At 42.1% G+C, this 23,156-nt stretch carries 15 protein-coding genes; 10 read left to right on the top strand and 5 right to left on the bottom strand.

Features of this window, described 5'->3' with window-relative positions:
* Positions 1 to 68 precede the first annotated feature (68 nt).
* On the bottom strand, positions 69 to 533 hold the full coding sequence (locus tag AAA970_RS21240; RefSeq protein ID WP_060688995.1) for a MarR family transcriptional regulator: 465 nt from the start codon (positions 531 to 533) through the stop codon (positions 69 to 71).
* 126 nt (positions 534 to 659) lie between these two features.
* On the bottom strand, positions 660 to 1,454 hold the full coding sequence (locus AAA970_RS21235) for a CHAD domain-containing protein (protein WP_338238892.1): 795 nt from the start codon (positions 1,452 to 1,454) through the stop codon (positions 660 to 662).
* Positions 1,455 to 1,639: 185 nt separating this feature from the next.
* On the opposite strand from AAA970_RS21235, the gene AAA970_RS21230 reads away from it, so the two are divergent.
* The 9 genes from AAA970_RS21230 to AAA970_RS21190 all read left to right on the top strand — a co-directional run bounded on the left by AAA970_RS21230 (position 1,640) and on the right by AAA970_RS21190 (position 10,235).
* A complete protein-coding gene (locus AAA970_RS21230; protein WP_338238891.1) occupies positions 1,640 to 2,122 on the top strand; it encodes a DUF4920 domain-containing protein in 483 nt (160 codons plus the stop codon).
* Between the two features lie 5 nt (positions 2,123 to 2,127).
* Positions 2,128 to 2,562, top strand: a complete 435-nt coding sequence (locus AAA970_RS21225; RefSeq protein WP_338238890.1) for a hypothetical protein — start codon at positions 2,128 to 2,130, stop codon at positions 2,560 to 2,562.
* 303 nt (positions 2,563 to 2,865) lie between these two features.
* Positions 2,866 to 3,471 carry a TetR/AcrR family transcriptional regulator gene (locus AAA970_RS21220; protein WP_338238889.1) on the top strand — a complete coding sequence of 202 codons (606 nt, stop codon included), beginning with the start codon at positions 2,866 to 2,868 and terminating at the stop codon, positions 3,469 to 3,471.
* Entirely contained in the window at positions 3,461 to 4,216 is a 756-nt protein-coding gene (locus AAA970_RS21215; RefSeq protein WP_338238888.1) for an outer membrane lipoprotein-sorting protein, read from the top strand. Before AAA970_RS21220 ends, AAA970_RS21215 begins: the two co-directional genes overlap by 11 nt.
* A gap of 12 nt (positions 4,217 to 4,228) precedes the next feature.
* A complete protein-coding gene (locus tag AAA970_RS21210) occupies positions 4,229 to 5,449 on the top strand; it encodes an ABC transporter permease (protein ID WP_338238887.1) in 1,221 nt (406 codons plus the stop codon).
* 3 nt (positions 5,450 to 5,452) lie between these two features.
* Entirely contained in the window at positions 5,453 to 6,667 is a 1,215-nt protein-coding gene (locus tag AAA970_RS21205) for an ABC transporter permease (protein ID WP_338238886.1), read from the top strand.
* 43 nt (positions 6,668 to 6,710) lie between these two features.
* Positions 6,711 to 7,412 (top strand): ABC transporter ATP-binding protein, encoded by a 702-nt coding sequence (locus AAA970_RS21200; RefSeq protein WP_338238885.1) that lies wholly within the window; start codon positions 6,711 to 6,713, stop codon positions 7,410 to 7,412.
* Entirely contained in the window at positions 7,409 to 8,581 is a 1,173-nt protein-coding gene (locus AAA970_RS21195; protein WP_338238884.1) for a hypothetical protein, read from the top strand. The genes AAA970_RS21200 and AAA970_RS21195 overlap by 4 nt, the downstream gene beginning before the upstream one ends.
* 466 nt (positions 8,582 to 9,047) lie before the next feature.
* Positions 9,048 to 10,235 (top strand): adenylate/guanylate cyclase domain-containing protein, encoded by a 1,188-nt coding sequence (locus AAA970_RS21190; protein WP_338238883.1) that lies wholly within the window; start codon positions 9,048 to 9,050, stop codon positions 10,233 to 10,235.
* Positions 10,236 to 10,879: 644 nt separating this feature from the next.
* On the opposite strand, the gene AAA970_RS21185 is transcribed toward AAA970_RS21190, so the two are convergent.
* Both AAA970_RS21185 and AAA970_RS21180 read right to left on the bottom strand, forming a co-directional pair.
* Positions 10,880 to 12,073 carry a Pycsar system effector family protein gene (locus AAA970_RS21185; protein WP_338238882.1) on the bottom strand — a complete coding sequence of 398 codons (1,194 nt, stop codon included), beginning with the start codon at positions 12,071 to 12,073 and terminating at the stop codon, positions 10,880 to 10,882.
* A gap of 525 nt (positions 12,074 to 12,598) precedes the next feature.
* Complete coding sequence (locus AAA970_RS21180) at positions 12,599 to 14,725, bottom strand: HAMP domain-containing sensor histidine kinase (RefSeq protein WP_338238881.1); 2,127 nt, start codon at positions 14,723 to 14,725, stop codon at positions 12,599 to 12,601.
* A gap of 92 nt (positions 14,726 to 14,817) precedes the next feature.
* Between AAA970_RS21180 and AAA970_RS21175 the strand changes: the two genes are divergently transcribed.
* On the top strand, positions 14,818 to 15,486 hold the full coding sequence (locus tag AAA970_RS21175; RefSeq protein ID WP_338238880.1) for a response regulator: 669 nt from the start codon (positions 14,818 to 14,820) through the stop codon (positions 15,484 to 15,486).
* Positions 15,487 to 16,350: 864 nt separating this feature from the next.
* Here the strand turns inward: AAA970_RS21175 and AAA970_RS21170 are convergent.
* On the bottom strand, positions 16,351 to 22,875 hold the full coding sequence (locus tag AAA970_RS21170) for a S8 family serine peptidase (RefSeq protein WP_338238879.1): 6,525 nt from the start codon (positions 22,873 to 22,875) through the stop codon (positions 16,351 to 16,353).
* Between the last annotated feature and the right edge of the window lie 281 nt (positions 22,876 to 23,156).

Genomic DNA, 23,156 nt, shown 5'->3' with positions numbered 1-23,156 from the left:
AAAAATTGGGCATAAAAAAGCCTGAAAACATTAAGATTCTCAGGCTTGGTCTCGCTATTCTATATTTTTTAGTACCTTCTTCCTCCAGGCCCCGCTTTGATATTTTTAATGACTTTCAAAAGCACCTCCATACATGTTTCCAACTTCTTCTCATCAATATCACGGAAAGAATACTGTGAAGTAGCTTCAAAAACATCCGCTAATGGCTCCTGCAGTTCACTTCCCTGCTGGGTCAGGTAGACCAGCTTGGAACGTTTGTCCTGCTGATTGGGAACACGTACCACCAGGTTTTGCTTTTGGAGATTATCAATCAAACTGGTGATACTCGCCCGATTTTTCATCAAACGATCGGCCAGTTTTTGTTGAGATTGACCATCTTGTTCCCAAAGCAATTTCATCAAACTCCATTGCTCTCGCGTAATATTATAACCCGCACGATGAAATTGATTGTCTAACAGATAATTGGTCAATCTGGCCACTTGCCCGATATGCAAGCCTAAATCGTTGCGTAGATCTACCACAGTTTGATTCATGACGTCAGTATTAGGTACCATATATAATCTTTAAAAAAAATCTTTATCCAGCCATTCAAAAGTTTGTTAGTCTTAAAAATGACAAATGTCATAAAGGAAAATGTGCCGGATGATAAAAAATATGTTTTAAGAAATCGCAATAACGGAAACTGCACGACTCCAATTCGAACTGTTTAATATGCTATTGGTCTTTGCCTGTAATTTAAAGGATTCTTTATTTAAAACCTCAGTTAATTCATTTATATAATCATTTTTCTTCTTTTTATTATAGGCCAAATTATTTAAGTATAATTTTAACACGTAAATATCCTGCCATTTCCCTAATAATTTCGCAGTTTCTCCTATTATTTTATTAGAATAATCAAAATAGCTACCCGGGATTATTTGATTAATATACAACATCATTTTAACGCACTTGCGCAACTCGTGCCATTGAACAACAGGGGCATTGATTAAAATATTAATCTTTAGGACCAGTTTTCGTATCGCAAAAATAACTGAACTGGGTTGTAGTTCCTGATGTTTAAATTGCTCACTCCAATAGGCCCAATTAAAGATAGTAGAATCGATTAAATGCTTCCTTAAGCTTCGTAAATAAGTTGGACTGACTTGCATCTGCATTAAATCTCTTTCAAGCCACTTAGAAAAATAACCATATTGATCCAGCAGTTGCAGGCTTACCTGCCCATCTCGAATTTCGCCCAATTGAGCATATAAGGGCTTAATTTCCATCCATGGTTTATTAGGGATATTTTGTGATAGTGCCACCTGTAATAAAAACCAATATGCCTTTTCCTGCTTAATCAATACCCTAAAATCATGAATATCTTTCTGTTTCCAATTAGAGATCGGCTTTTTTAAAGAAGTCGCTATTTTAAGCAGGTGGTGATTTAATTTTTCAAAAAGCAGGTGATGATCCATATTTCAAGATTCAATTAATTCTATAGGCAAAAATGTTATATCGTATTAAAACCAGATTAAAATAGTTTCACAAAACTACAAGTATACACACGGATATTCTCATGGTTAATCATGACAAAAATCAATTAGAACACATATCAGCTTTAAATAAAAAGCCTTACCTTTCTGAATAAAAACGAACCACTATGAAAAAGTTTTATTTGGCGCTAATCTTATGCTTATTTGGTTTCCTTTTTGGTTGCCAGGAAGAAAAAAAAGAAAGCACAAAACAGGTAGCCACCGCTACCGTCTATTTTGGGGATGAATTTGAAATAAAGGAAGCCCAAAGCCCTGAGCAATTGGTGCAATTACTGGAGGGAAAAGACTCTGTTGAAGTGCAGCTTTCCGGAGAGATTTTGGAAGTTTGCCAAAAGAAGGGCTGCTGGATGACCCTGCCTTTGGGGGAGGAGAATCTCCTGGTCCGGTTTAAGGATTATGGTTTTTTTGTACCTAAAGATGCCGCCGGTAAACAAACCAATATGAAGGGCATTGCCAGAAAGCAAGTCATCGATGTGGCCACCTTGCAGCATTATGCTGAAGATGCGGGCAAAAGTGCGGAAGAAATTGCCGCTATTACCGAAGATCAGGTAAAATATACCTTTGAGGCTTCCGGAGTGACCATTCAATAATGGCTATGAAAAAAATTATCGCGCTATTGCTTTGGTTCACCTGCGTGATGGTGGCCTGTGAAAGTGGTAAAGAAAAATCCGAAAGACGCTCAGATCCCAGTCGATATCCTAATGGAGGCTCAGAACTCGCCTGGTTAATGCGGGATCTGACCGACAGCCTGGAAATTATGCGAGCTTCCCTTTTGCAGGGGAAAACCGTTAATTTCGACTTACCTATTGACCATTTGCTCTCGGCCGTGCCAACGGAAGAGGGAAAAACTGATGATCCCCATTATCAGGAAATGGCCAAAGAATTTCAACGCTATTTAAAGGAACAGCCGATTGCGATAACACAGGAGCAAAAGGACTATTTTGATGGCCTGGTCAACCGATGCGCCTCTTGCCATCAAAAGCTCTGCCCGGGGCCTTTGCAAAAAATCAACAAGCTTAAATTGCCTTAGTGCGTGATTTAAACCGCACCATCCGACTGCAATTTAAAATTTATAGAAACGATTTTGGGTAATTTCGCCACATTAGCGCGGCTAATCTCTCAAAATAATCGGGTATGGCTTCTGTAATCACCAAATTTTCGTTAAAAATTTTGACTTTTTAACGCACTCTCAAAAAATGCATTAATAGACGCTTACCAATTGTTTAAGTATAAAATCAAATCGCTTCTCTACTGTAGGGAAGCGATTTTTTGTGCTCTTTTATTGGAAATTAAAAAAACATAAGTACCTTTAGACCGACCGGTCGGTTTATAAATGAAGATCGTGGAAAAAGACAATAGAAAAAATATCATTCAAACGGCCATTGGCTTATTTGAGAAGAAAGGATTGGCGGAGGTATCGCTGAATGAAGTCATCAAAACCAGTGGCTTATCCAAGGGTACCTTTTACCATTATTTCAAAAATAAGGAAGAGCTTACCGAGGCTTGTTTACTGGATTTCTGGGAAAAACAGGCCGAAGGCTGGCAGAATTTCCCCTTTGAAAGTATAAGTGTGAAAGAAGCCATGGATTTCCTGAAAGGAGAATATGTCCGGTTTTTTAGAGACTATAACAACAAGGAAGACAAAAGCTTTGAGTTTTATTCCAACACCCTGTTTTCGGCTCAAAAATATCCGCAGGTACATTATACCATCAAAAAATTTTTTGCGGACTATATCAAGGGCTTCACCACCACAATAGAAAGAGATCAGCAGCAAGGCATTTTGCGCAACGATATCCCGGCCGGGATCATGGCGCATCAGATTCTGTCTACGACCGAAGGCTTTGCCATCATTGCGGCCAATGATTTTTATGAAGAACCGGCCAGTCTTCTCGAAAGTATATTTGAAAATTTATATAAAAGCATGACCCATGAAAATTAAGCAGTTTATTCTTACAGCTTTACTGATTTGCTGCGCTTCCCTCGCCATCGCTCAGGATGCAAAGGAAATCATTCAAAAAATGCAGGATCAGCAAAGGGGGCAAAGTTCCTATAGTAATATTACCATGAAGGTTGTTCGCCCCACCTGGAGCCGAACCATGGAAATGAAATCCTGGTCCATGGGCGGAGATGAGTATTTTTTGGTTTTAATCACCTCTCCGGCGAAAGACAAAGGGTCTTCCAGTCTGAAGCGAAAAAAAGAAATGTGGAGCTGGACCCCAAGCATTCAAAGAACCATCAAAATTTCCCCTTCGATGATGTCTCAGTCCTGGATGGGTTCTGATTTCACCAATGATGATTTGATGCGGGGATCCTCGGTGGTGGAAGATTATGAACACCAATTAAAAGGTAAAGAAGTGGTTAATGGTCAGGAATGCTTCAAAATTGAAATGATTCCCCATGAAGACGCTGCGGTAGTTTGGGGAAAAGTATTGATGTGGGTGACCACCGATGGCTTGTACAATCAAATGCGGGTGGAAAATTACGATGAAGATATGTACCTGGTCAATACCCTAAACGGTTACGACATCAAAAACCTGGGAGGCCGCCAGATTCCCTCCCGCCAAGAAATGGTGCCTGCGGAGGAAGAAGGTAAAAAGACAGTGATGATCCTCAATGAAGCCGAATTCAACCAAAAGATTTCGGAAAAATTCTTCACGCAGCAAAATATGAAACGCGTACGCTAAAATTCCTGAATCATGATGATTAGAAAAATTGCCTGGAGAAATTTATGGAGAAACCGCCGGCGCACCCTGGTGAGTATTTCCTCCATATTTTTCGCTGTCATTTTGGCCATACTGATGCGCTCCATGCAGGAAGGCTCCTACAACCAAATGATCGACACCGCTGCCAGATTTTATATGGGTTATGGCCAAGTGCACCAGCAAGGCTATTGGGCGGATAAGACCATCAACCAACTGATGGAAGATATTCCTACCAACCGGGCCAAAATCAATGCTGTAGAGAATATTTCATCAGTTTTCGGTCGATTGGAAACCTTTGGTATGGCTGCAACCGATTCCCTGACCAAAGGGGTGATGGTCATCGGAACCGAACCGGAGGGGGAAAACCAATTATCTAAACTAGCGCAAAAATTGGTCAAAGGTCAATATTTAACCTCCAACGGGCCCGACATCATGGTAAGTGAAGGTCTGGCAGATTTCTTACACCTCAAGCCCGGGGATACCCTGGCCATTTTGGGACAGGGCTATCATGGTGCCACCGCAGCAGGTTTGTTTGCCATTACGGGCATTATTCGACATCCGAATCCACAATTGAATAACCAGACCATTTATATGAATCTGCCCACGGTGCAGGAATTTGTCTCCGCCCCACAAATGCTGACCTCCTATATCCTGAATATGGCGGATATCCGAAAAATAGACCACACTCTAAAAGAAGCTCGAAAAGTCCTTAACCCCGAGGATTATGAAGTCATGAGTTGGGAGGAACTCAGCCCCGAAATGGTAAATATGATTGAGGCCGATCGCGCCGGTGGGGTCATTATGGTTTACATCCTCTATATCGTGATCGCTTTCGGCATTTTCAGTACCATCCTGATGATGACCATCGAGCGCGAGCGGGAGTTCGGCATCCTTACTGCCGTGGGCATGGAAAAAGGTAAAATTTACCACATGATGATTTTAGAAGCTTTATTCATCGGCATGCTCGGAATGGGAGCCTCGGTCTTAGTAGGCTACCCCATCCTCTGGTATATGGAAAAACATCCCATTCCCCTGACTGGTGACATGGCTGTAGCCATGGAGAAAATGGGTATGGAGGCCCTGATCAACTTTTCTGCCAGCATGGACATCATCTGGCCACAGGGCCTGGCCATCTTCCTGATCATGCTGGTCTGCACCCTCTACCCTATCTATCATATTGCCAAACTTAAAACGGTGGAAGCCATCCACGCTTAAGCTATGATGATTACAAAAATATCCTGGAGGAATATCTGGAGAAATAAAGTCAGAAGCGGAATTCTGATTGCCTCTATTGCGGTTGGTCTGTTGGCCGGCATATTTTCCATGGCGCTGATCTCCGGCATGATGGACGCCCGAATTCAGGAGGCCCTGAATACGGAGCTGTCCCATGTGCAAATACATCAGTCCGGATTTGAAATGAATTACAACATCAAGGACAGTATTCCCTCCGCAAATGCCATACTCCAACAAAGCCGACAAATGCCGGAGGTACAAGCTGCCAGTGGGCGAGTAGTGGTAAACGGAATGGTTTCTTCGGCCAATGACAGCCGGGGCATTCGCATCATCGGGATGGATCCCGAAGAAGAACAAAAAGTCACCGAAATGAAAAGCTATATCATTGATGGGGATTACTTTGAAGGAAAACGTAAAAATCAGATTGTCATTGGAAAACGCCTGGCAGACAAACTAAAAGTCAAAATCCGATCTAAGGTCGTCCTTGGATATATGGGGCCGGATCAGGAAATGATCAACACCGCCTATCGGATAGCCGGAGTTTTCGCTACCAGCTCACCGGATTTCGATGAAGGAACAGTCTTTACCCAATCTGAGGATATGTGGCGAAACAGTGGCTACACTTTTATTCATGAAATTGCAGTGAAAGGGCAAAACGGGGGGAATAATGCGGAAGTATTGGCGGATTCCCTGCAAAGGCATATCGCCAATAACAAACTAAGCATTCAAAGCTGGAAAGCGCTGGCCCCGGAGTTGAGCACCCTGGCCAATAGTGGTAATGTACAATCTTACCTTTTACTAGGCATCATTCTTTTTGCGCTGGGATTCGGTATCCTCAACAGTATGACCATGGCCATTTTTGAACGCTCCAGAGAAATTGGCGTGCTCATGGCTGTGGGGCTGGAGCGGGGCAAAGTATTTCTCATGATCCTTTATGAGACCATTTACCTCTCTCTGATAGGCAGTGCCATTGGCGGATTTTTCTGCTTTTTCCTGATTCAGTACTATGCGAAAAATGGATTGAAGTATGCCGAAAGCAGTATGGCCGGCTTCAGTAATATCGTATATCCGGCTTTACCGGATGGCTTTCTGATTCCCCTATTGGCCATGATCCTCGCTACCGCCATTTTATCCGCCCTGCCACCAGCCTTTAAAGCCATTCGCATGAACCCTTCGGAAGCTATCCGACATAAAGGATAACTTAAACGCTGATCCAAACAAAGCAACGAAAAAAGAAAATATCATGATTGAAATAAAAAATATCTCCAAAATATATAATGAAAATACCGTTCCCGTACAGGCCTTGAACGAAGTAAATCTGCGCATCGAAAAAGGGGAGTTCACAGCCATAGTCGGACCATCCGGCTGCGGAAAAACAACCCTTTTAAACATTCTGGGTGGGCTCGATACCCCTAGTAGCGGTGACATTCTTATTGACAATGCCAATCTTCACCAACGCTCTTCTTCGGAAATGATTGCCTTCCGCCGGGACCATATTGGATTTGTCTTTCAGGATTATTCCCTGATGCCGGTGTTAACGGCCAGGGAAAATGTGGAATTCATCATGGAACTGCAGGGAAAATCCAAAGTGGAACGCAATAGCCGTTCTACTGAATTGCTCACCGCGGTAGGCATTGCCGATAAAGCAGAAAAATTGCCTAATCAGCTTTCCGGAGGGCAACAACAAAGAGTTGCCGTGGCCCGTGCACTGGCCTCCAAGCCTAAATTAATTTTGGCCGATGAACCCACGGCCAATCTGGACTCCAAGTCCACCACGGACCTGCTGGACATCATGCGCCAACTCAATGAAAAAGAAAACATCACCTTTGTTATTGCCACCCATGACCAGCGCGTGATGGATCGGGCAAAGCGGGTGATTCGTTTTGATGATGGGAAAATCATCGAAGATGAGGTTTCCGAAAAGAATCAGGCATCATCATTATGAAGAAAATAGCCGGCGCATTTTTTATCATTCTTTGGTGCATCCCACTGCTGGGATTAGGGCAGGAAAAAGGTAAAAGTAAATTTCAGGAAAATTTTCAGGCCAACGGTTACCTCAAATACATGCAAACCGTGGCCAGCCTGAGCGAAGGGAGTGATCAGTGGTTCATTGACAATCTGATCCACAACCGACTTAATTTCAGCTATTACGCCAATGATCATCTGACCCTTCATTTAGCGGGCCGCAACCGGATGATTTACGGAGCTAGTCCGGAACTGGTGCCCGGCTTCAAAAAGGGGTTTGGAGCCCAGGACCAATATGCCCTGAATATGTCACATAGCTGGGCCAGCGGAAGTTCATATGTGATTAATTCCGAAATTGACCGGGCGTATTTGGATTACAACAAAGGTGACTGGCAATTTACAGTGGGCAGACAACGAATAAATTGGGGGGTATCGATGGTCTGGAACCCTAATGATCTCTTTAACACCTACTCTTTCTTTGATTTTGATTATGAAGAAAGGCCTGGTGCGGATGCCATTCTGCTCCGGCGATACCTGGGGCCCGTGAGCTCTTTGGAGGTGGTCTACTCCCCTTCCAACGGATTTGACTTTCATAATTTCGCCGGTTTATACAAATTCAACCTTTGGCAATATGATTTCCAGCTTTTGGCGGGCTATGTCCGACAAAACTATAACTTAGGGATGGGCTGGGAAGGGCAAATTGGCGGTGCCGGCTTTAAAGGAGAAGGAAGCTGGTTTATCCCGGATTATGCTGGAGAAGAAGCCAGCCTGGTGCTGGATATTTCCCTGGATTATACCTTTACCAATTCCCTTTATCTTCATACTGAAACCATATACAATAGTGCGGGAGCCACTTCTGCCATTGGTCCTATTATGGGAGATTTTCAGCTTACCCCTAAAACCCTCAGCTTATCCAGATTTGCTTTTTTCAATGAAGCCCAGTATCAAATTAGTCCACTCACCCGCTTAGGGGTAAACAGCATTATTAACAGCAGTGATGGTTCCTACTATATAGGCGGAAACCTCAATACCTCTTTTAGTGACAATTTTGAGCTTCTGGTTTTTGGCCTTTTCTTTTTTGGAGAAGAGAACTCCTTATACGGCATGGGAGGATCACAAATAAATTGGCGTTTGAAATACAGTTTTTAAAGGCAGGGAATCTAAACTTGAACAAATTAAAGAAATCCAGAGGCAGTTCATCCTGCAATAATCCCGGTTCATCGAGATTTTTGCCCGAATGGAAATGAAGTTTAATATCTTCATGTCGTAAACAAAAAATACAATTCTATGTACGAAAATGCCCTTAACCAATATGTAATAAAAGACTGGTTTTGTCACCAAAACAATATTTTAATTCGGTAGAAATCCTCGAATATCCCCTGCATTCAAACAAAAAGGCTTGATAAAATTTATAAGAACAACAAAATAAAGTGCTAAAGACAAACAATATTTATGACCCAAAGTCAAATTCTTGACTCTCCGCTAAAGAAAACCGTTATAAATTGTATACCATACAGCTCAACAACTATTTGGCCATCCTGCTTTAACCAAAATTGGCATTATTTATAGAAACAGATTTACAGACTTCCTGAAAAAGGAAAAGCATTATTAGAATATGTCTTTAATTAAAATATCTCCCCTCAACCAGTACCGCTTATTCAAGTTACTGGTCATGCTGGTGTTTTGGAACCTGGGGATCATGCTCATTGGATTTTTAAAATTTGCAGGAGAACCGGAAGCGGTTGGCCTGATGGAATCTAAAGCCATTATGTTTTTTAGGCACAAACAGTTAATTGCCATTGGAGTGGCCAGTTTTATTGCATTTTTCACCTGGCTGGTGGATGAGTTTGTGAATACCTGGGCCAAAAGACGGTACGAATGTTTACGCGCCACGATTCCGGCAGGTGTAGTGTTTTTTCTGACCTTCATCTTAATCACCATTGCAACCAACCTCTACCATTATACTACTAATTATGGGATGGGCTATTGGGAAGCCTTCAAGCAGCTGCCTGATTTTGTTATGAATACCACCTGGTTGTTTTTTCTCGTGGTCGGCACAATGATTAATGGCGCTATCACCAGTTATATTGCTGCCAATAATTATCTGGGGCCCGGAAATATGCCAAAGATTCTCCGTGGGAAATTCAGAATTCCCCAGGAGGAGAACCGCATTTTTATGTTTGTAGATTTAGAATCCTCTTCTAGAACTGCCGAGATTTTGGGCCATCAAAAATACTCTGAATTCCTTCAGGAAGCTTTCCGCGAAATGAGTAATCTGATTATTGCTCACCGTGCCCAAGTTTACCAATATGTGGGAGATGAGGTGGTATTAACCTGGTTAGCCAAACCCAAGAATTTCAGGCACAGCATTGCATTTTATTTTGATATGGTAGAACAGTTAAGAAAACGGGAGGACTACTATTTGGAAAAATATGGCATTATCCCTCGATTTAACGCCGCTCTCAATGCGGGGAATGTAATGGCAGCCGAAGTAGGGGAAATCAAAATTGAGATCGCCTATCATGGAGATGTACTCAATACTGCTGCCCGGGTATTAAAAGAGTGCAAAAAATACAACGTCCATTTTTTGGTGACCGAAGATTTTGTGAGAAACTCTGGCATTTTGGGTAAAGATTATGAGTTCACTTACCTTGAAACGGCCAAATTAACCGGAAAAGCAGAAGAAGTTTCGATTTATGCAGTGGAAGCCGACATGGAGAAAAATGACCCCAAAGTCAAAGTCCTTCATAAATCCAAAGGAAAACCTAATGATGCCCTGAGACGGCGATCATCCCTTGAGTAATGTGCACGGAGCGGAAGGGAAACATCAACCTTTAAATCCGATATATGGAAAGCACTACGTCAAATTTTCGAGCATCAGATTTAACCCGTAATATTCACCGCTAAATCAAGTAATTCGATTTAAGTGACTTAAATTCTATTCAAAAAGATTATGAATACTAATTTGTTAACAGCCTAAAACGGGGTAAGCTTGCTTTGTCATTATTCATCTGCTTGCTAGGAAAACACTTGAAATAGAGCACGATGCCTTCATTTTTTCCACCTTGCTGCTAAACGAGGATTTAGGCCTGAATTATTAGGGAAAAAAATTAGCTATTCAACACATTGAAAAAGACTAACGATGACCGTTAGTCTTTCTTTTTATAGGTATAATAATCTATTCCTAAAACGCGATCACCTTCCAAAAAAATTACCAATAAAGGACTTGTTTCCGAAACGCTTCTTTTGCCAATCCATGTTCAAAACGTGAAGCCTGAATACAAGCATATTATTTTCCGATCCAAGGATTTGCCTAACTGTACGCTGGCAGCTCCATTCAGTAAGGTCAAATTATTGCCACAGGATTCCTGTTGAAATCATTCCTAAACCAAATACGAAACGCAGCAATGGGATTCCTTGATGTTTTTCCCAAAAAGCCAGACCTTCTCAAATAAAATAAACAAATAGATAAGCCAAAATACTGGAGGTAAAGCCAATCATAAACACGGTATAGGCCAGGCGTAAAAGTTTAAACTTCTTCGCCAAAACAAGCCCTAAAAAATACTGATCCTTGATCATATTATTATATAAAGAATCATAATCCTGCATGAGCCTGTTCACCTCCTTTTCATAAACGCCATATTCCATTCTCCAGAAATTCCCAAAGAACAACAGGTTCACCTTCTTTTGCTTTAGATCTTCATCAGAAGGAATGCCGGAGGTCACCGTGGGGCGTGTAGACAAAATGGCCAAAATCAAAGTGGCTAATGAGGTCAACAAAAAGAGCATCAAAGGAATAAAAAGCTCCTTATTTTCCTGCACCATGGGGTAGCCGGTCATCGCCCCAACAGAAACAATGAGGGAAGTCACGGTCAGCAAAATGTTCGCCTTATTATCGGCAATGGAGCTCAAACTAATCTGGTTTCGGGAAGTCAAGCGAAACATAGACTGAATCCCCCTTTCTGTGGAGGGTTTTTTAAATAATTTCTCTTCCTTTTTAATTTTATGCTTTTTCTCTTCTTTGGCCTTTTTTCCCTTCGACAGCTCCCGCACCCTGTCCATATTCATTCGCTTTCCGGCGGCAAAGTGCTTTTGGGCAAAATCCGTTTTATAACGATGCATTTCCATGAAATTCAAGGTCATTTTCCAATAATAACTGTCCTCGAAATCCTTATTTTCCTTGGCACGCAATTCATGCATAAATGCCTTGGAATACAGTACAAAATCATCTCGATGAAAATGAAAAAAATCCGCATCTGACATGATACAGGCCAATAAACCTTCCGGCTTGGCATCCATGCGGGTAGCATCGATCAACTTTTCAATTTGCTGGATTTCTTCCTCCGGTAATTTCCCGGTCAGAAAAGCGCGCGCCATCTCCTGACTCACCCGCTCATGCCCGTTGGCCTGCTTGCTGTAGCCGGCATCATGAAACCAGGCGGCAACTTCAAGGCAAAAAAGCTCCTGTTCGGAAATGTCATATTGTTTTCCAATCAATCGGGCCTCTTCCATTACACCCAATACATGCTGAAAATTATGAAAAGTACATACCGTTTGATCAATATGCTCATTATAGAAAGCCACTACATGTTCTTCCACTTCTTTCAATAGGGCCTCTTTATCTTTCGTTACTCCAAGCATTGTATCTTAAAAATAATTATCCTTTTCAAATTATGAATCCCAATAACAAAGCCTATTTTAAGCATATTATGTGGGAATTCTAATCAAAACCACCATTATCAATACAAAACAGTAGTTATAAATGTTGATGTCCGCAAACTAAGGTGTTTATGGAAAACAAAAAAATGTGCTTTCCACCCTTATCAACTCATACGTAATGTGCAATAAATCATCCAAATCCCTTTTTTTCTTCAGAGCAAAAGGGGGCTATGGTCTTTTACCTTACACCTTACTTAACCTGAATAATTCAGCCCAAAATTAAGAACCCGCCTTAAGTAGCTTTTTTCAACTCAATAAGGAGATGGTTGCGAACTTGTTAGCCCGAATTATTCACCGCTAAATTTATTAGCCAATCGCAATCGTCTTATTATTTCTCAACAATAACGATGCTTTTCTCTCAAAATAATCGGGAATCACCTGGGTAATCATGAAATTTTCGCTGAGAATTTTGGCGGTTAAACTTGTTCTTAGCATTCCTATCACCGGTTAAATTAACGGTTGGCCTACCGGCTGGCTTTGGAGACAAATTTCAAAAAGCCACATTCCCTCTTCATTAAAGTAACCTGAAATTTCACCCCCCAAGCTTTCTACAAAACGGGCTGTCATGGGTAAGCCGAACCCAACCCCGCCGGCTTTGGCTCCAACAGGATAAAAACCTTCAGAAGGAGAAAAAACTTCCGCCAATTGTGCTTCTGACATACCAGCACCACTATCCATAAGCTGGATTAAAACGTCCTCCTCCCTTTCCAGAAAATCAATCTTAATCCTCCCCTTTTGGGGAGTAAATTTCACCGCATTAGATAGCAAATTCCGAAGGCAAAAGCTCAGCATCTGTACATCCGAAATCAACTTAACCCCACTAAAGTCGGGATAATGAACTTCCAACTGCTTATTTTGAATCAGCTTTTCATAAAGGCGTATATTCTCCTCAACGATACTATGAAAATCGACCACTTCATTTCTGGGAACAATCTTTTGCCCCTGCATCAATGCCCAATTCAATAAATCATTAATCAACATGATCACCGAATCAACGGCCCCCTCCGCCTGCTGAAGTTCTAAAAGTAAGGAGCGATCTAACTGAGGGTTGGATAAAATCCCGTAAATTTGATTTCGAATATTGATCAGAGGGCCTTTGGCATCATGACCAATAATGGAAAACATGCGGTCTTTAATCCCATTTGCCCGCAAAAGCTCCTCCTGAGATTCCCCTAACATTTCATTGATGGCCATCAGCTCCTGATTATGCGCTTTAATCATAACCGCATTGGACTCCACCAGTCGGGTATTTTTCCTTAATTGCACCAACCATAACATTAATAAAGCCACGCCAAAAATGAAGGCAAATAAAATGAGCAGGAGAAAATCATTTTTGGTTTGTTGCTGGTCAAGCATAAGGTTTTTCACATATTTATCCTGCCGAAGGTCAACAATTTGCAAATCCTTAAACCGGTTATCAAAATAGGCATTGGACCGGGCAATAGCATCAATTTCCTTTTGCTCATTACTGCGCTGTTGCGCTATTTTCGAATTACGGATGAGCTCCACCGCCAACTCAAAATTCCCATTGATCTCTGCAATGTCCGCCTTGCCCACCAATGCTATTTCAAGGTTTTCAAAGTCATGATATTTTCGTGCATACCATAGGGCAGAATCGAAACTATTTTTACTGAAAGTAAAGGCCTTCATACTTAATTGCAACTTCCCAATGGCATTAAAAACACATGCTTTCTCTGCATTGTAATTCCCCTGCATGACCTGCAAAGCATTTTGATAAAAGTCTAAAGCAAGTTGATTTTTACCTTGTTGACTATTCACCTTGGCCATATTGATCAGCATATGGTAATAATTCCCATGTTCAGGTTTTGAATAATGTAGCGCTAATAAATACAGGGAGTCTGCCGAAGCCGTATGGTTGAGTTCATATTGCGAATCGGCCCACAAACCCAAAATATAGGCCATTTGACTGGAATCTGCTTGTTGTTGAAAATAGCGTAAAGCAGGAGCCAAATAAACCGGAACCCGATCGTATCTCTGGATATTTTGAGCTAAAGCACCGATTTTCAATTGCGTCTGGGCGATACGCCCGGTATCCTGAAGCGTTTGTGCAAACACCAGGGCTTTCTGCAGATTATCGTTCGCTTTAAAATAATTGTAATGATTCGTATAGTAATCGGAAAGGTCCATCAAGACACTATAATTCTTCACTAAATAAACCTCCGTATTGCGTAAAGCGATATATTGATCTAAAGTCAAACTATCACTGTTCATGGAAATATGAGTTTGACTAATTGAAAGCAGCAATTGATTGGCCAGTGTTTCAGGAATTTCATTAATATATCCTACCGCTTGATATAAGCTATCTAATGCTCTTGAGTAATTACCTACAAAATTATATTGTCGGGAAAGATTAACGTATGCTCTTACGATCTCTGTAGAATAGTCTGCCTCCATCGCCACTTGCAGCGCTTTATGGGCGAAGGCGCCACTTTCCTCGGGATTATCATAAAAACAGCCCTCTGACGCTGTATTTAATTCATCTGCTTTATGCCGCTTATCTATAAAAGCAAAACATAGTATTGCGCAAAAAATTACCGAATATAATTTGGACATTTTTACTCATTCATTAATACAATTTCAAATTTACCACTATTTTTGGTTTTTTATATCGAGAAGTATACTAATATTAAGATAAATGCATCAGTATGAATGATAGAAGCCCTGAATTTGACCTGCTTTTAGTAGATGATCACCCTATCGTCAGTGCTGCCTTAGAGCCATTAATTAAAGCCATTGAGGGAGCAAGTGTTATTGGAATAGCTCGAGACGGCGAGGAAGGCCTTTCCCTGTACCAAAAATATAAGCCGGAATTAGTGATTGCTGATATTGATATGCCTAAAATGAATGGAGTGACATTGGCTAAAAAAATAAAAAAAATAAATCCAGATAGTAAAATAATTTTTATTACCAGTCACAGTGATCTCAACACCCTGGTAGAGGCTATGGATATTGAAGTAAATGGATTTATCTTCAAAGAAAATGCTATGGCAGATATTCAATCCTCTATCATTGAAGTCCTGAAAGGAAACAAGTACCACTGCAAGGAGTTTGAGAAATTCATCAACCTACAAGAAGAAAAAATTAAAGAAATACGAATGAATAGAGATTTGGTGAAATCATTAACCAAAACAGAAATGCAAATTTTACAATTGATTGCTATAGGGAAAACATCCCCTCAAATTTCTGAATCCTTATTCAAGAGTATTAAGACCATTGAAAATCACCGATATAATATTTGTAAAAAATTGCAGGTCACCGGAAATAATCAATTGCTCGCATTTGCCTTTAAAAACAGACAACAACTCGAGCGCTAGGAATGGCCAAATACCGCTGATGCAAAACCAAAAGAACGTGCGTAAAAACGCAGCATCCGAATCAAATTTCGAATGCTTAAAATAGGGGGCGCATAGCATTTATTAAATACAGAGACGGTACGCTCGCAATCCACTTGAAATAATATTATAATGAGGCCGATTCATTTTGAGTTTCAGGGCTTTTTCATAAAAAGCTAGATCAGCCATTCAATACCTTATATAGAACAATTAATCGTTTCTTTTTCATTTTTTCTTGATAAAAAACGAAACAAAAAAATCAAGGCTGTGATCAATGTCGGCGGGACAAGGAACCTGCTGACGGAATCCATCAAGGCGACATTTGCCGATGACGCGAGACTGGTAAAGTATTGCAGAAATGTCGCTGTGATGCCTTCTGGTCGCCAGCAGAACCTTTGTCTATCCGCCCATTGATCAAGGCCGGAGGGTTGATGTGGAAGGTTTTATACCATAATGTCAATACTGTAAAAGGTAGTAAGCTAATCCATAAACAAGCGCTCAAATCAAATAAACTCCCATTGGGAACTAAATCATTCCTATAATTTGCCCATTTGTAGTTTTATGAAAAAGCCGTGTTTTGAGTGTTTTGTATTTTACTGGTATTATTCCTCGGCAGATTTAGAATATGTTTAAAAGGCACTATCTAACTACAAATTCGAATTATTGGGAGTGATTTTGGATAATTTCTCCACAATAGCGATGCTATTATCTCAAAATAATCGGGTATCACTTCTGCAATAATCAAATTTTCGCCGCGAATTTTGCTTTTAAGTGCGCTCTTTGCCCGCTCCCAAAAACGAAAAAAGCTGCAACAAAATCTTGCTGCAGCTTTCCAAAATAATCCACTTATCGAATAAGCTGTTCCGTGCTCCAATATTCCCCATTGGTACCACGAAAATGAACGATGTATAAACCGGTTTCCAAAGCGGAAACATTGAGTTTTGATTCCCCTCTTTCCAATTTTTGCTTTAACACAACTCTTCCGGAAAGCTCCATTATCATTATTGTTCCTGCCTCCTGATGGATAACATTGAGTTGTTCATTGGCCGGATTCGGGTAACAATTTATCCTATTGGAGGCTGGAGGGCTTGTTGTCAAAGTTTGTTTCGACCTAAAGAAGTAATGTTTTTGACTAAGCCCATCCTCTGCGATTATTGTCACAGCGCTTTCCTCATTGACCAAAATCGGATCAGTACCATTCAGTTTGATGCGTTGAAACTGCGTCAGGACCGCCCCGGTAGAAATCACATATTCCATAACGTACTCCTGATCATCTAGAGTTAAATTCTCTTCAAAATAAATATTGTCTCCTTCAATGACCGCCACCATATCTTCCTCCATATTTTCGTTCAAAGCGGCTGGAATAACCAGAGACTTTAAAAGGTGGGCATCATTAATGACCTGCCTGCTCACCACCGGATAATAATGATTGCTGACCCCATCTTCCGCCACCACTTTTAGCATAAATTGGCCTCTGCTATGATCAATCATGGATTTTTCACTTTTCAGGGTATCCTTTCCCATGAGTACCTGAGCTCCCACGGCCGCTTCAAAGGAGACCTTGGTTTGTGACAGGTCATCCTCCTTATTGGCCTGAATAATCCATTCGCCTGCTTCCAAAACACCCTCCATGTCTTCGGAAACCAAAGGATTGTGTTTGGCTAATATCCCATAAGCATTCAAATCGGCCCCATCATTCAATGGATCCATCACTTTTATTGACCAAAGGCTCGTGTTTACGCCATCCATAGAACGAACTTCCCAGATCATATTTTGGGTTAAATCAAAAGCAGCTCCGGTTTTAATTTCTTGGCCCTGATAACTGATTTTTGCCCCCGGAGAAGCAGAAAATTCCAATGGCACATTTTGCAGATTCATGGAAGCCGTGGGATAAATTAAGACCTCTTTCGCTGAGGGATTAATAATGCCATTGGAAAAATGATCTTGAATTTTCACCAAATTAAGTTCATTCAGGCCTCTTGCTTTTGGGGCATCATAAAACATCGCAAATCCAATGGACTTACTCAAAGCTTCATTAATTTCACCATCGTACAAAGTGGCTGTTTCAGGATCTAATTGCCATATGTGGTAGTAATCACTGGTCTTTAAATTATCCCGGCATGCGAGATACATTTTCCCTTCATTATGGTCCCAAAAAAGATGAGGGTGAGGAGCTGTGCCCACAAAAATGCCAATATTGCCAATTAATTCAGTCGTCCAGCTACCTTCATAGAGTCGATATAAATTCCCCAAATCATCAAGCCCGTAAAATTGACCGGAAATATCAGCGGTAATCGTCTTAATCGATTCATTTGAAAGCGTCCCAACCACTTTGGAACGACCATTTTCCATTGAAATCTCATGAATATCCGCAGAATAATAGGCTTTACCATATAGCTTCCCAGTCGGTTCCGAATAAGCCATATCCCGAAATTCCACCTCCGAAATCCCCAACAAATCCAACTCCCCGCTTAAGGCGTCCAGCGTGGATAATTTTCCCCCCGAGGAGCTTACGTACCAATTATTATTAGCGATAGTACCGGCATAAACATAAAAATTCCGTCGGCTGTCTACATTAAAAGTTTCCTGCAAATTTTGTAAATGAAACTTCACGGGACCCGGCGCTAAACCCTCACCACCCAAAATGTTATAAGCATATACGGTGTTTAATGGCATTACCTGAACTTCCAGCTCCCTGCTATTATTCACGCTGACCTCATCATTTTGGGCCGTCAGGCTAACCTTAATCTCATATTGCCCCTCACTGAAGTGGTAGGAAGAGAATTTCACCTCTTTTTGCGTACCAGCCTCATGATCCTTGATGGATTTTGATGCAACTTCGGTTCCATTAATTTGAAGCGTCAATTCGTAGTCTTGCCGTGATTTTCCCTTATTCCAAATCGTAACGGGGAGCATTTTATCTCCCGGCGCCTGGTAACGATCCATACCGATAGCTGCCACCGCCAAATCATTCATTGGCGGTGTTCCGATGAGGTTAATGGTGTAATCTTCCACCTCACCGGTAAAACTCACGCCCACCGGCTCCATTAATCCGAAAGAAATTACCCGAATTCTCAATCGCTTTTTTCCGGCCTCCACATCATAAGGAGGAGTAATCACCGCTTTCATACCATGGGAACCCTCCGGCTCAAAGGCATAGGTTTCCTCTTCAGTAAAAACACCGTCAAAATTCCAGTCTATCCAGAACATTCCCTCTCCATAACTATCATTCTTGGTAACCGAAAGCAAATATTCCTTACCATACTCCATGGTCACCTCTTGGTTGGAGTGGTCTTCATACATATTATCGCCGGAAGACTGATTAATTTCTCCAATGGAAACATTGGAAATATAGATGATTCCAAATCCTAGCGCATCTTCATAATCCGACTGAAAGGCCACCCTGCTGGTATCGTTTCTGGCTAATTCATCTTCCTCAAAAATGGTATAAGCTTTTATATGATAGGGCTTACCAAATTCGTTCAATATTTCCATTTCCGGGAATTCAAAGTCCTGCTGATCTCCGGGCTCCAATGGAGTATTCACCGAAAGAACCACCGGACTGTTGTCATTTACCTGATAAGCGACCTGGTACTGATCTACCTTTTGCTTTCCAAAGTTACTCACCAACACCGCAACATGCTCCGCGGCGGTCAAGCCATGAGAAGTGGTGGGATGCAGGATAGCAGTCACCCCCAAATCAAATTCAATAGTGGGCGCTACCTCTTCAATTTTGGCAATCCAGCCTGCCTCATTGATCATTTCATCGGAATAAAAACGGAAAGTAAGACCACCGTTGTTAGCGGAGGAAATAAAGCTAAGCTCCGGATGATCGGCGGCCCCTCCATTCATGGTCACAAAAGGTTCTCCTCCGACATTTGAACCATCATAAATATATAAATAATCATAATCCTTCTCCAGGGTAATTTCTTCAAAACTAACTTTCAATTTCTTTGAAGGATCCGCAGGCAAAAAGGTATGAATACTATGGGTAGCATCCGGGTAATTGAATACTCGTCCTCCTCCATCAGTGAAAATAACCGACTGATTCACAAAGGTCGTTTGCGTATAATCATGGGCCGCCATGGGCACAATATCTCCGAAATTATAGAAGGGATTACCACTTATTGCATTATTCTCCTGATCCATATCGTTGGCTAACTTTATCCCTGCCTCCACCATATACCGGGCGTCTTCCAAAGAAAAATCCCCTTTAGTATCAAAAGTATATTCCATCACTTCAAAAGAGGCCAGAGATTGCCCCGGGGTTTCTTCCACTGCCGTCCCTTCTAAATCATTTTCTTTAATTTTATAATACAGTTGATAATCATCGACCGCTTGCGATCCTACATTAGCCACCTGCATTTCGACAAGGCCCTCCCCCATTCGCAAACTACTTTTGGGATGACTTAAATTGACCACCGTTAAGTCATAAGCCTGCTTTTCATATAATTTGATATTATCAATACCGACCGCATCCCCCTGTGGAGCCCAGGCAATGACACCCGAAGGGTACCGACACATTGCCCGAAACTCAATATCCATATCACCACCCAAATAGTCAGACAGATCAAAATACATCCTGGCCTCGCTGGTCAACTGTCCCTCACGGCCGGTAAAGTAGCTTTCCCCGGTCACATCGTTGACGGCCTCGCCATTGACATAAATTCGAAATACACTTTGATTGGGTGCTACCGAAGAGCTTTGTTTCAAATCAAAAGATAACACCATGGACTCCAGGCCATCGGGAATTTCCGTTTTCAATTTTGCCATAGAAATAAAAGGCGCATTTTTGGCCCAAACCTGAGCTGCCGTACCGGAGGCATCGTAAGCCATGCCGCTAAGACCTCCCTCAAATTTCAAATAGTGGCTTTGCTGATCGGTATCAAAATTTACCGTGGCGTTAGCATGCTCGGACTTCGATATCTTAATATAAGGAGAGTCCCCGCCTTCGAAATCTTCTAAAAAGGGAAAATTTGAGGCATATTCCCGCTTACGAAAGTCTATGGCTTTTGCTCTCTGACTAAAAGCGCCCTTGCTCCGATTGATGGCGCGAACACTGTACCACCCATCTTCTGCCTGATATTGGGTGGCCGCAATTTCTGCCTCCACTTCTAAATGATCCCCTACTATTTTCAATATTTCATAGGATGACGCCCCTTCAACCTCCTCCCAGCTTAAGGCGTTTTCACTACCCTCTACCAGAACAGGCCGCCCCATGATACAAAAATCGCCCGTGCTACTCTTAAAATGCTTCCCGGAAATAACCCGCATTCTGGCCTTGCCCAGCGCTCCTTCCGGGGCAGGAAAAGCATAATTTCTGACATTCGAAGGTACCTCTGCAATGGTTTTATAAGTTAATCCTGCATCTTCCGAAAACTGAATGACAAATGGCTCCTGATGGTTTTGCGGGGCAGTCCAGTAAACCAACATTCTTTTACCGGCCTCATAGGACTCTCCTCCCACCGGTGCTAAAATATCAATTCCTTCCTCCACAAAGTCCCAACATACACTAAAATCCTGAGGGCCTTTGGCCACTTCAAACCCTTTTACAGCCAGCGTGTAATAGCCTTCTTCCGGCACATCAATAACTACCTGCTCGATATTATTGAGGTGATCCTCCCCTTTCACCGCCAAATCGGCTGGGCGTTCGCCATTTAACACCAAGGGCAAGTACCGCCGACTCCCTTTGCTTACTTTAAGGTCAAGGTCATTAACCAAATTCTTGGCACTAAAAGGACCTGCCGGTGCATCAGACCAGGTCAGCATTATTTTAAGTTGACGAATACCCTTAGGCACCCAAATGTCAAAAGTCTGCTCCTCCTCCTGATCCAGGCTTTGTTCCCAAAATTGGGCATTTTCAATCGCCTTCACCGCCCGCAATGCATTCAGATCCCCATAGCCATAACCGAAATCGGGCCCTTCTGGTCCCAAATCCGTTGCCGTATTACATAAAATGCCCTTTATTAAAGCCGCAGAAGGCATACTTCCGTTAAACTTTCCCTGATACAATTCATACAATTGTGCCGCTACACCGGAAACAATGGGGGTGGCCTGAGAAGTACCATCCATCTGCTCATAATCATTATAAAAAGAACAGCTGTATACTTCTGTTCCTCTGGCACAAATATGCGGGCCAAAGCGGCCATCCGATACGGGGCCCCAGGAGGAAAAGCTGCTCATTTCCCCCATATCCGTTAATGCCCCAACCGTCAATATATTTTTTGCTGATTTTGAGCTTGTTCCATAGGTAACGGTTCCCCTGGAATTACCGGAAGAATAAACATGCAACAGGCCCGGATGGACGTAAGTCACCAGGTCCAGATCAGCATCGCTGGGCAAATAGGGCCAATAAAAACCTCCGGCGTGCGGAATCCCATAGGAGTTCTGCGTGATATGAATGCCCAAATTATCCGCGGCAGCCATCATTTCCTCGGCGGTAGTCAAGCCATTGGTCCCTACATTAAAATTAAAGCTTTCAATTTTGGCATTGTGAGCAATGCCCTCTGCCTGGGGATCTACTAAACCTTTACCGGCCATAATTCCGGCCACATGATTGCCGTGGGCAAATAGATGATCCTCCAATTCATGATTGGTCACCCGGCCATTAAAGTCCATATGGTGCTCCACATCCTGGTCCCATATCCCCAGAATTATGCCTTTCCCCGTTAAAGTTTTGTCCGCACCCAAATGTGTTTTTAGGGCCGATTGTCCGGACATTAAATTACCGGGCAGATCATCACTTTCGGCCATTGGTGCAAGGGGGGTAACGTATTTCAACCAGAAAAAATCGTTCAGCTTTTGCAGGTTGCTGATGTTCAGTTGACAGGAAATGCGGTTGAAATAGGTTGAAAAGTGAATACGCTCCGCCCCTAATTGTTGCAAATCAGATTGAATCTGTGACCGATCCACATCCGAAAAATATAACAGCTCCAGTTTAATTTTATTGTTTCCGGCCAAGGCATGGCGTGGCAGTTCCGCTTCCAGAAGCGCCGGATTTAATTTTTGTACCTCATTCAGGCTAATCACAGATCGAATCCGCTTTTCAGCAGAGCGAGACGGAACAGCAGAAACCGCCGTGATATAGGCATTATTTCCCAGGTACTCATTCAGTACCAGGCCCTGATTTTTCAATTCCTCCCGCATTTGCTGGTTAGGTAATTGGTAAAATTGCAGGATCACGTAATAGGTTTCAGCGCCGGATCGGCCCTTCTTTTGCAGCTCAAAGAAGTGCTGTGCATTCTCTGGAAGCGCAATAGTTCCTCCATTAAAAAGAACTTGCTCCCCTTCGAAAGTCGTCTGCCCCCAGGCCGATGCTCCCATGATCAGCAGCATGGCCAGCATAAGGACTTTACTTTTTAAAAAAGACATCAATATTATGAAATGCTATGGAGTAGAAGCGTTTTTTTGTCTTCTGCTCGCAGGTTAAGAAAATCAGGGAGTCACAAATGCTGAAAACCGATGCGCTTCAACAATGTCACTCCCCTAATGAATAAGAGGGTGCTTAGTGCGTATTTAAGCCGAATTATTCACCGCTAAATTCATCAACTAAGCACAATGAGCTTATTTTCAGCTCGTTAAAATTTATTTTCTTTGATTTATTATAGCCCAAATTTGGGCAAGCTTGCTTGCTCCTCATTCCTCTGTTTCGT

The organism is Persicobacter diffluens, assembly GCF_036244895.1.
Taxonomy (GTDB): Bacteria; Bacteroidota; Bacteroidia; order Cytophagales; family Cyclobacteriaceae; genus Persicobacter; species Persicobacter diffluens.
This window is presented reverse-complemented; position numbering and strand designations above follow the sequence as displayed.

What these genes read in the sequence shown, in the direction of transcription:
- AAA970_RS21240 (WP_060688995.1), bottom strand. Translation starts at nt 533, where the DNA reads ATGAATCAAACTGTGGTAGATCTACGCAACGATTTAGGCTTGCATATC.
- AAA970_RS21235 (WP_338238892.1), bottom strand. Translation starts at nt 1,454, where the DNA reads ATGGATCATCACCTGCTTTTTGAAAAATTAAATCACCACCTGCTTAAA.
- AAA970_RS21230 (WP_338238891.1), top strand. Translation starts at nt 1,640, where the DNA reads ATGAAAAAGTTTTATTTGGCGCTAATCTTATGCTTATTTGGTTTCCTT.
- AAA970_RS21225 (WP_338238890.1), top strand. Translation starts at nt 2,128, where the DNA reads ATGAAAAAAATTATCGCGCTATTGCTTTGGTTCACCTGCGTGATGGTG.
- AAA970_RS21220 (WP_338238889.1), top strand. Translation starts at nt 2,866, where the DNA reads ATGAAGATCGTGGAAAAAGACAATAGAAAAAATATCATTCAAACGGCC.
- AAA970_RS21215 (WP_338238888.1), top strand. Translation starts at nt 3,461, where the DNA reads ATGAAAATTAAGCAGTTTATTCTTACAGCTTTACTGATTTGCTGCGCT.
- AAA970_RS21210 (WP_338238887.1), top strand. Translation starts at nt 4,229, where the DNA reads ATGATGATTAGAAAAATTGCCTGGAGAAATTTATGGAGAAACCGCCGG.
- AAA970_RS21205 (WP_338238886.1), top strand. Translation starts at nt 5,453, where the DNA reads ATGATGATTACAAAAATATCCTGGAGGAATATCTGGAGAAATAAAGTC.
- AAA970_RS21200 (WP_338238885.1), top strand. Translation starts at nt 6,711, where the DNA reads ATGATTGAAATAAAAAATATCTCCAAAATATATAATGAAAATACCGTT.
- AAA970_RS21195 (WP_338238884.1), top strand. Translation starts at nt 7,409, where the DNA reads ATGAAGAAAATAGCCGGCGCATTTTTTATCATTCTTTGGTGCATCCCA.
- AAA970_RS21190 (WP_338238883.1), top strand. Translation starts at nt 9,048, where the DNA reads ATGTCTTTAATTAAAATATCTCCCCTCAACCAGTACCGCTTATTCAAG.
- AAA970_RS21185 (WP_338238882.1), bottom strand. Translation starts at nt 12,073, where the DNA reads ATGCTTGGAGTAACGAAAGATAAAGAGGCCCTATTGAAAGAAGTGGAA.
- AAA970_RS21180 (WP_338238881.1), bottom strand. Translation starts at nt 14,725, where the DNA reads ATGTCCAAATTATATTCGGTAATTTTTTGCGCAATACTATGTTTTGCT.
- AAA970_RS21175 (WP_338238880.1), top strand. Translation starts at nt 14,818, where the DNA reads ATGAATGATAGAAGCCCTGAATTTGACCTGCTTTTAGTAGATGATCAC.
- AAA970_RS21170 (WP_338238879.1), bottom strand. Translation starts at nt 22,875, where the DNA reads ATGTCTTTTTTAAAAAGTAAAGTCCTTATGCTGGCCATGCTGCTGATC.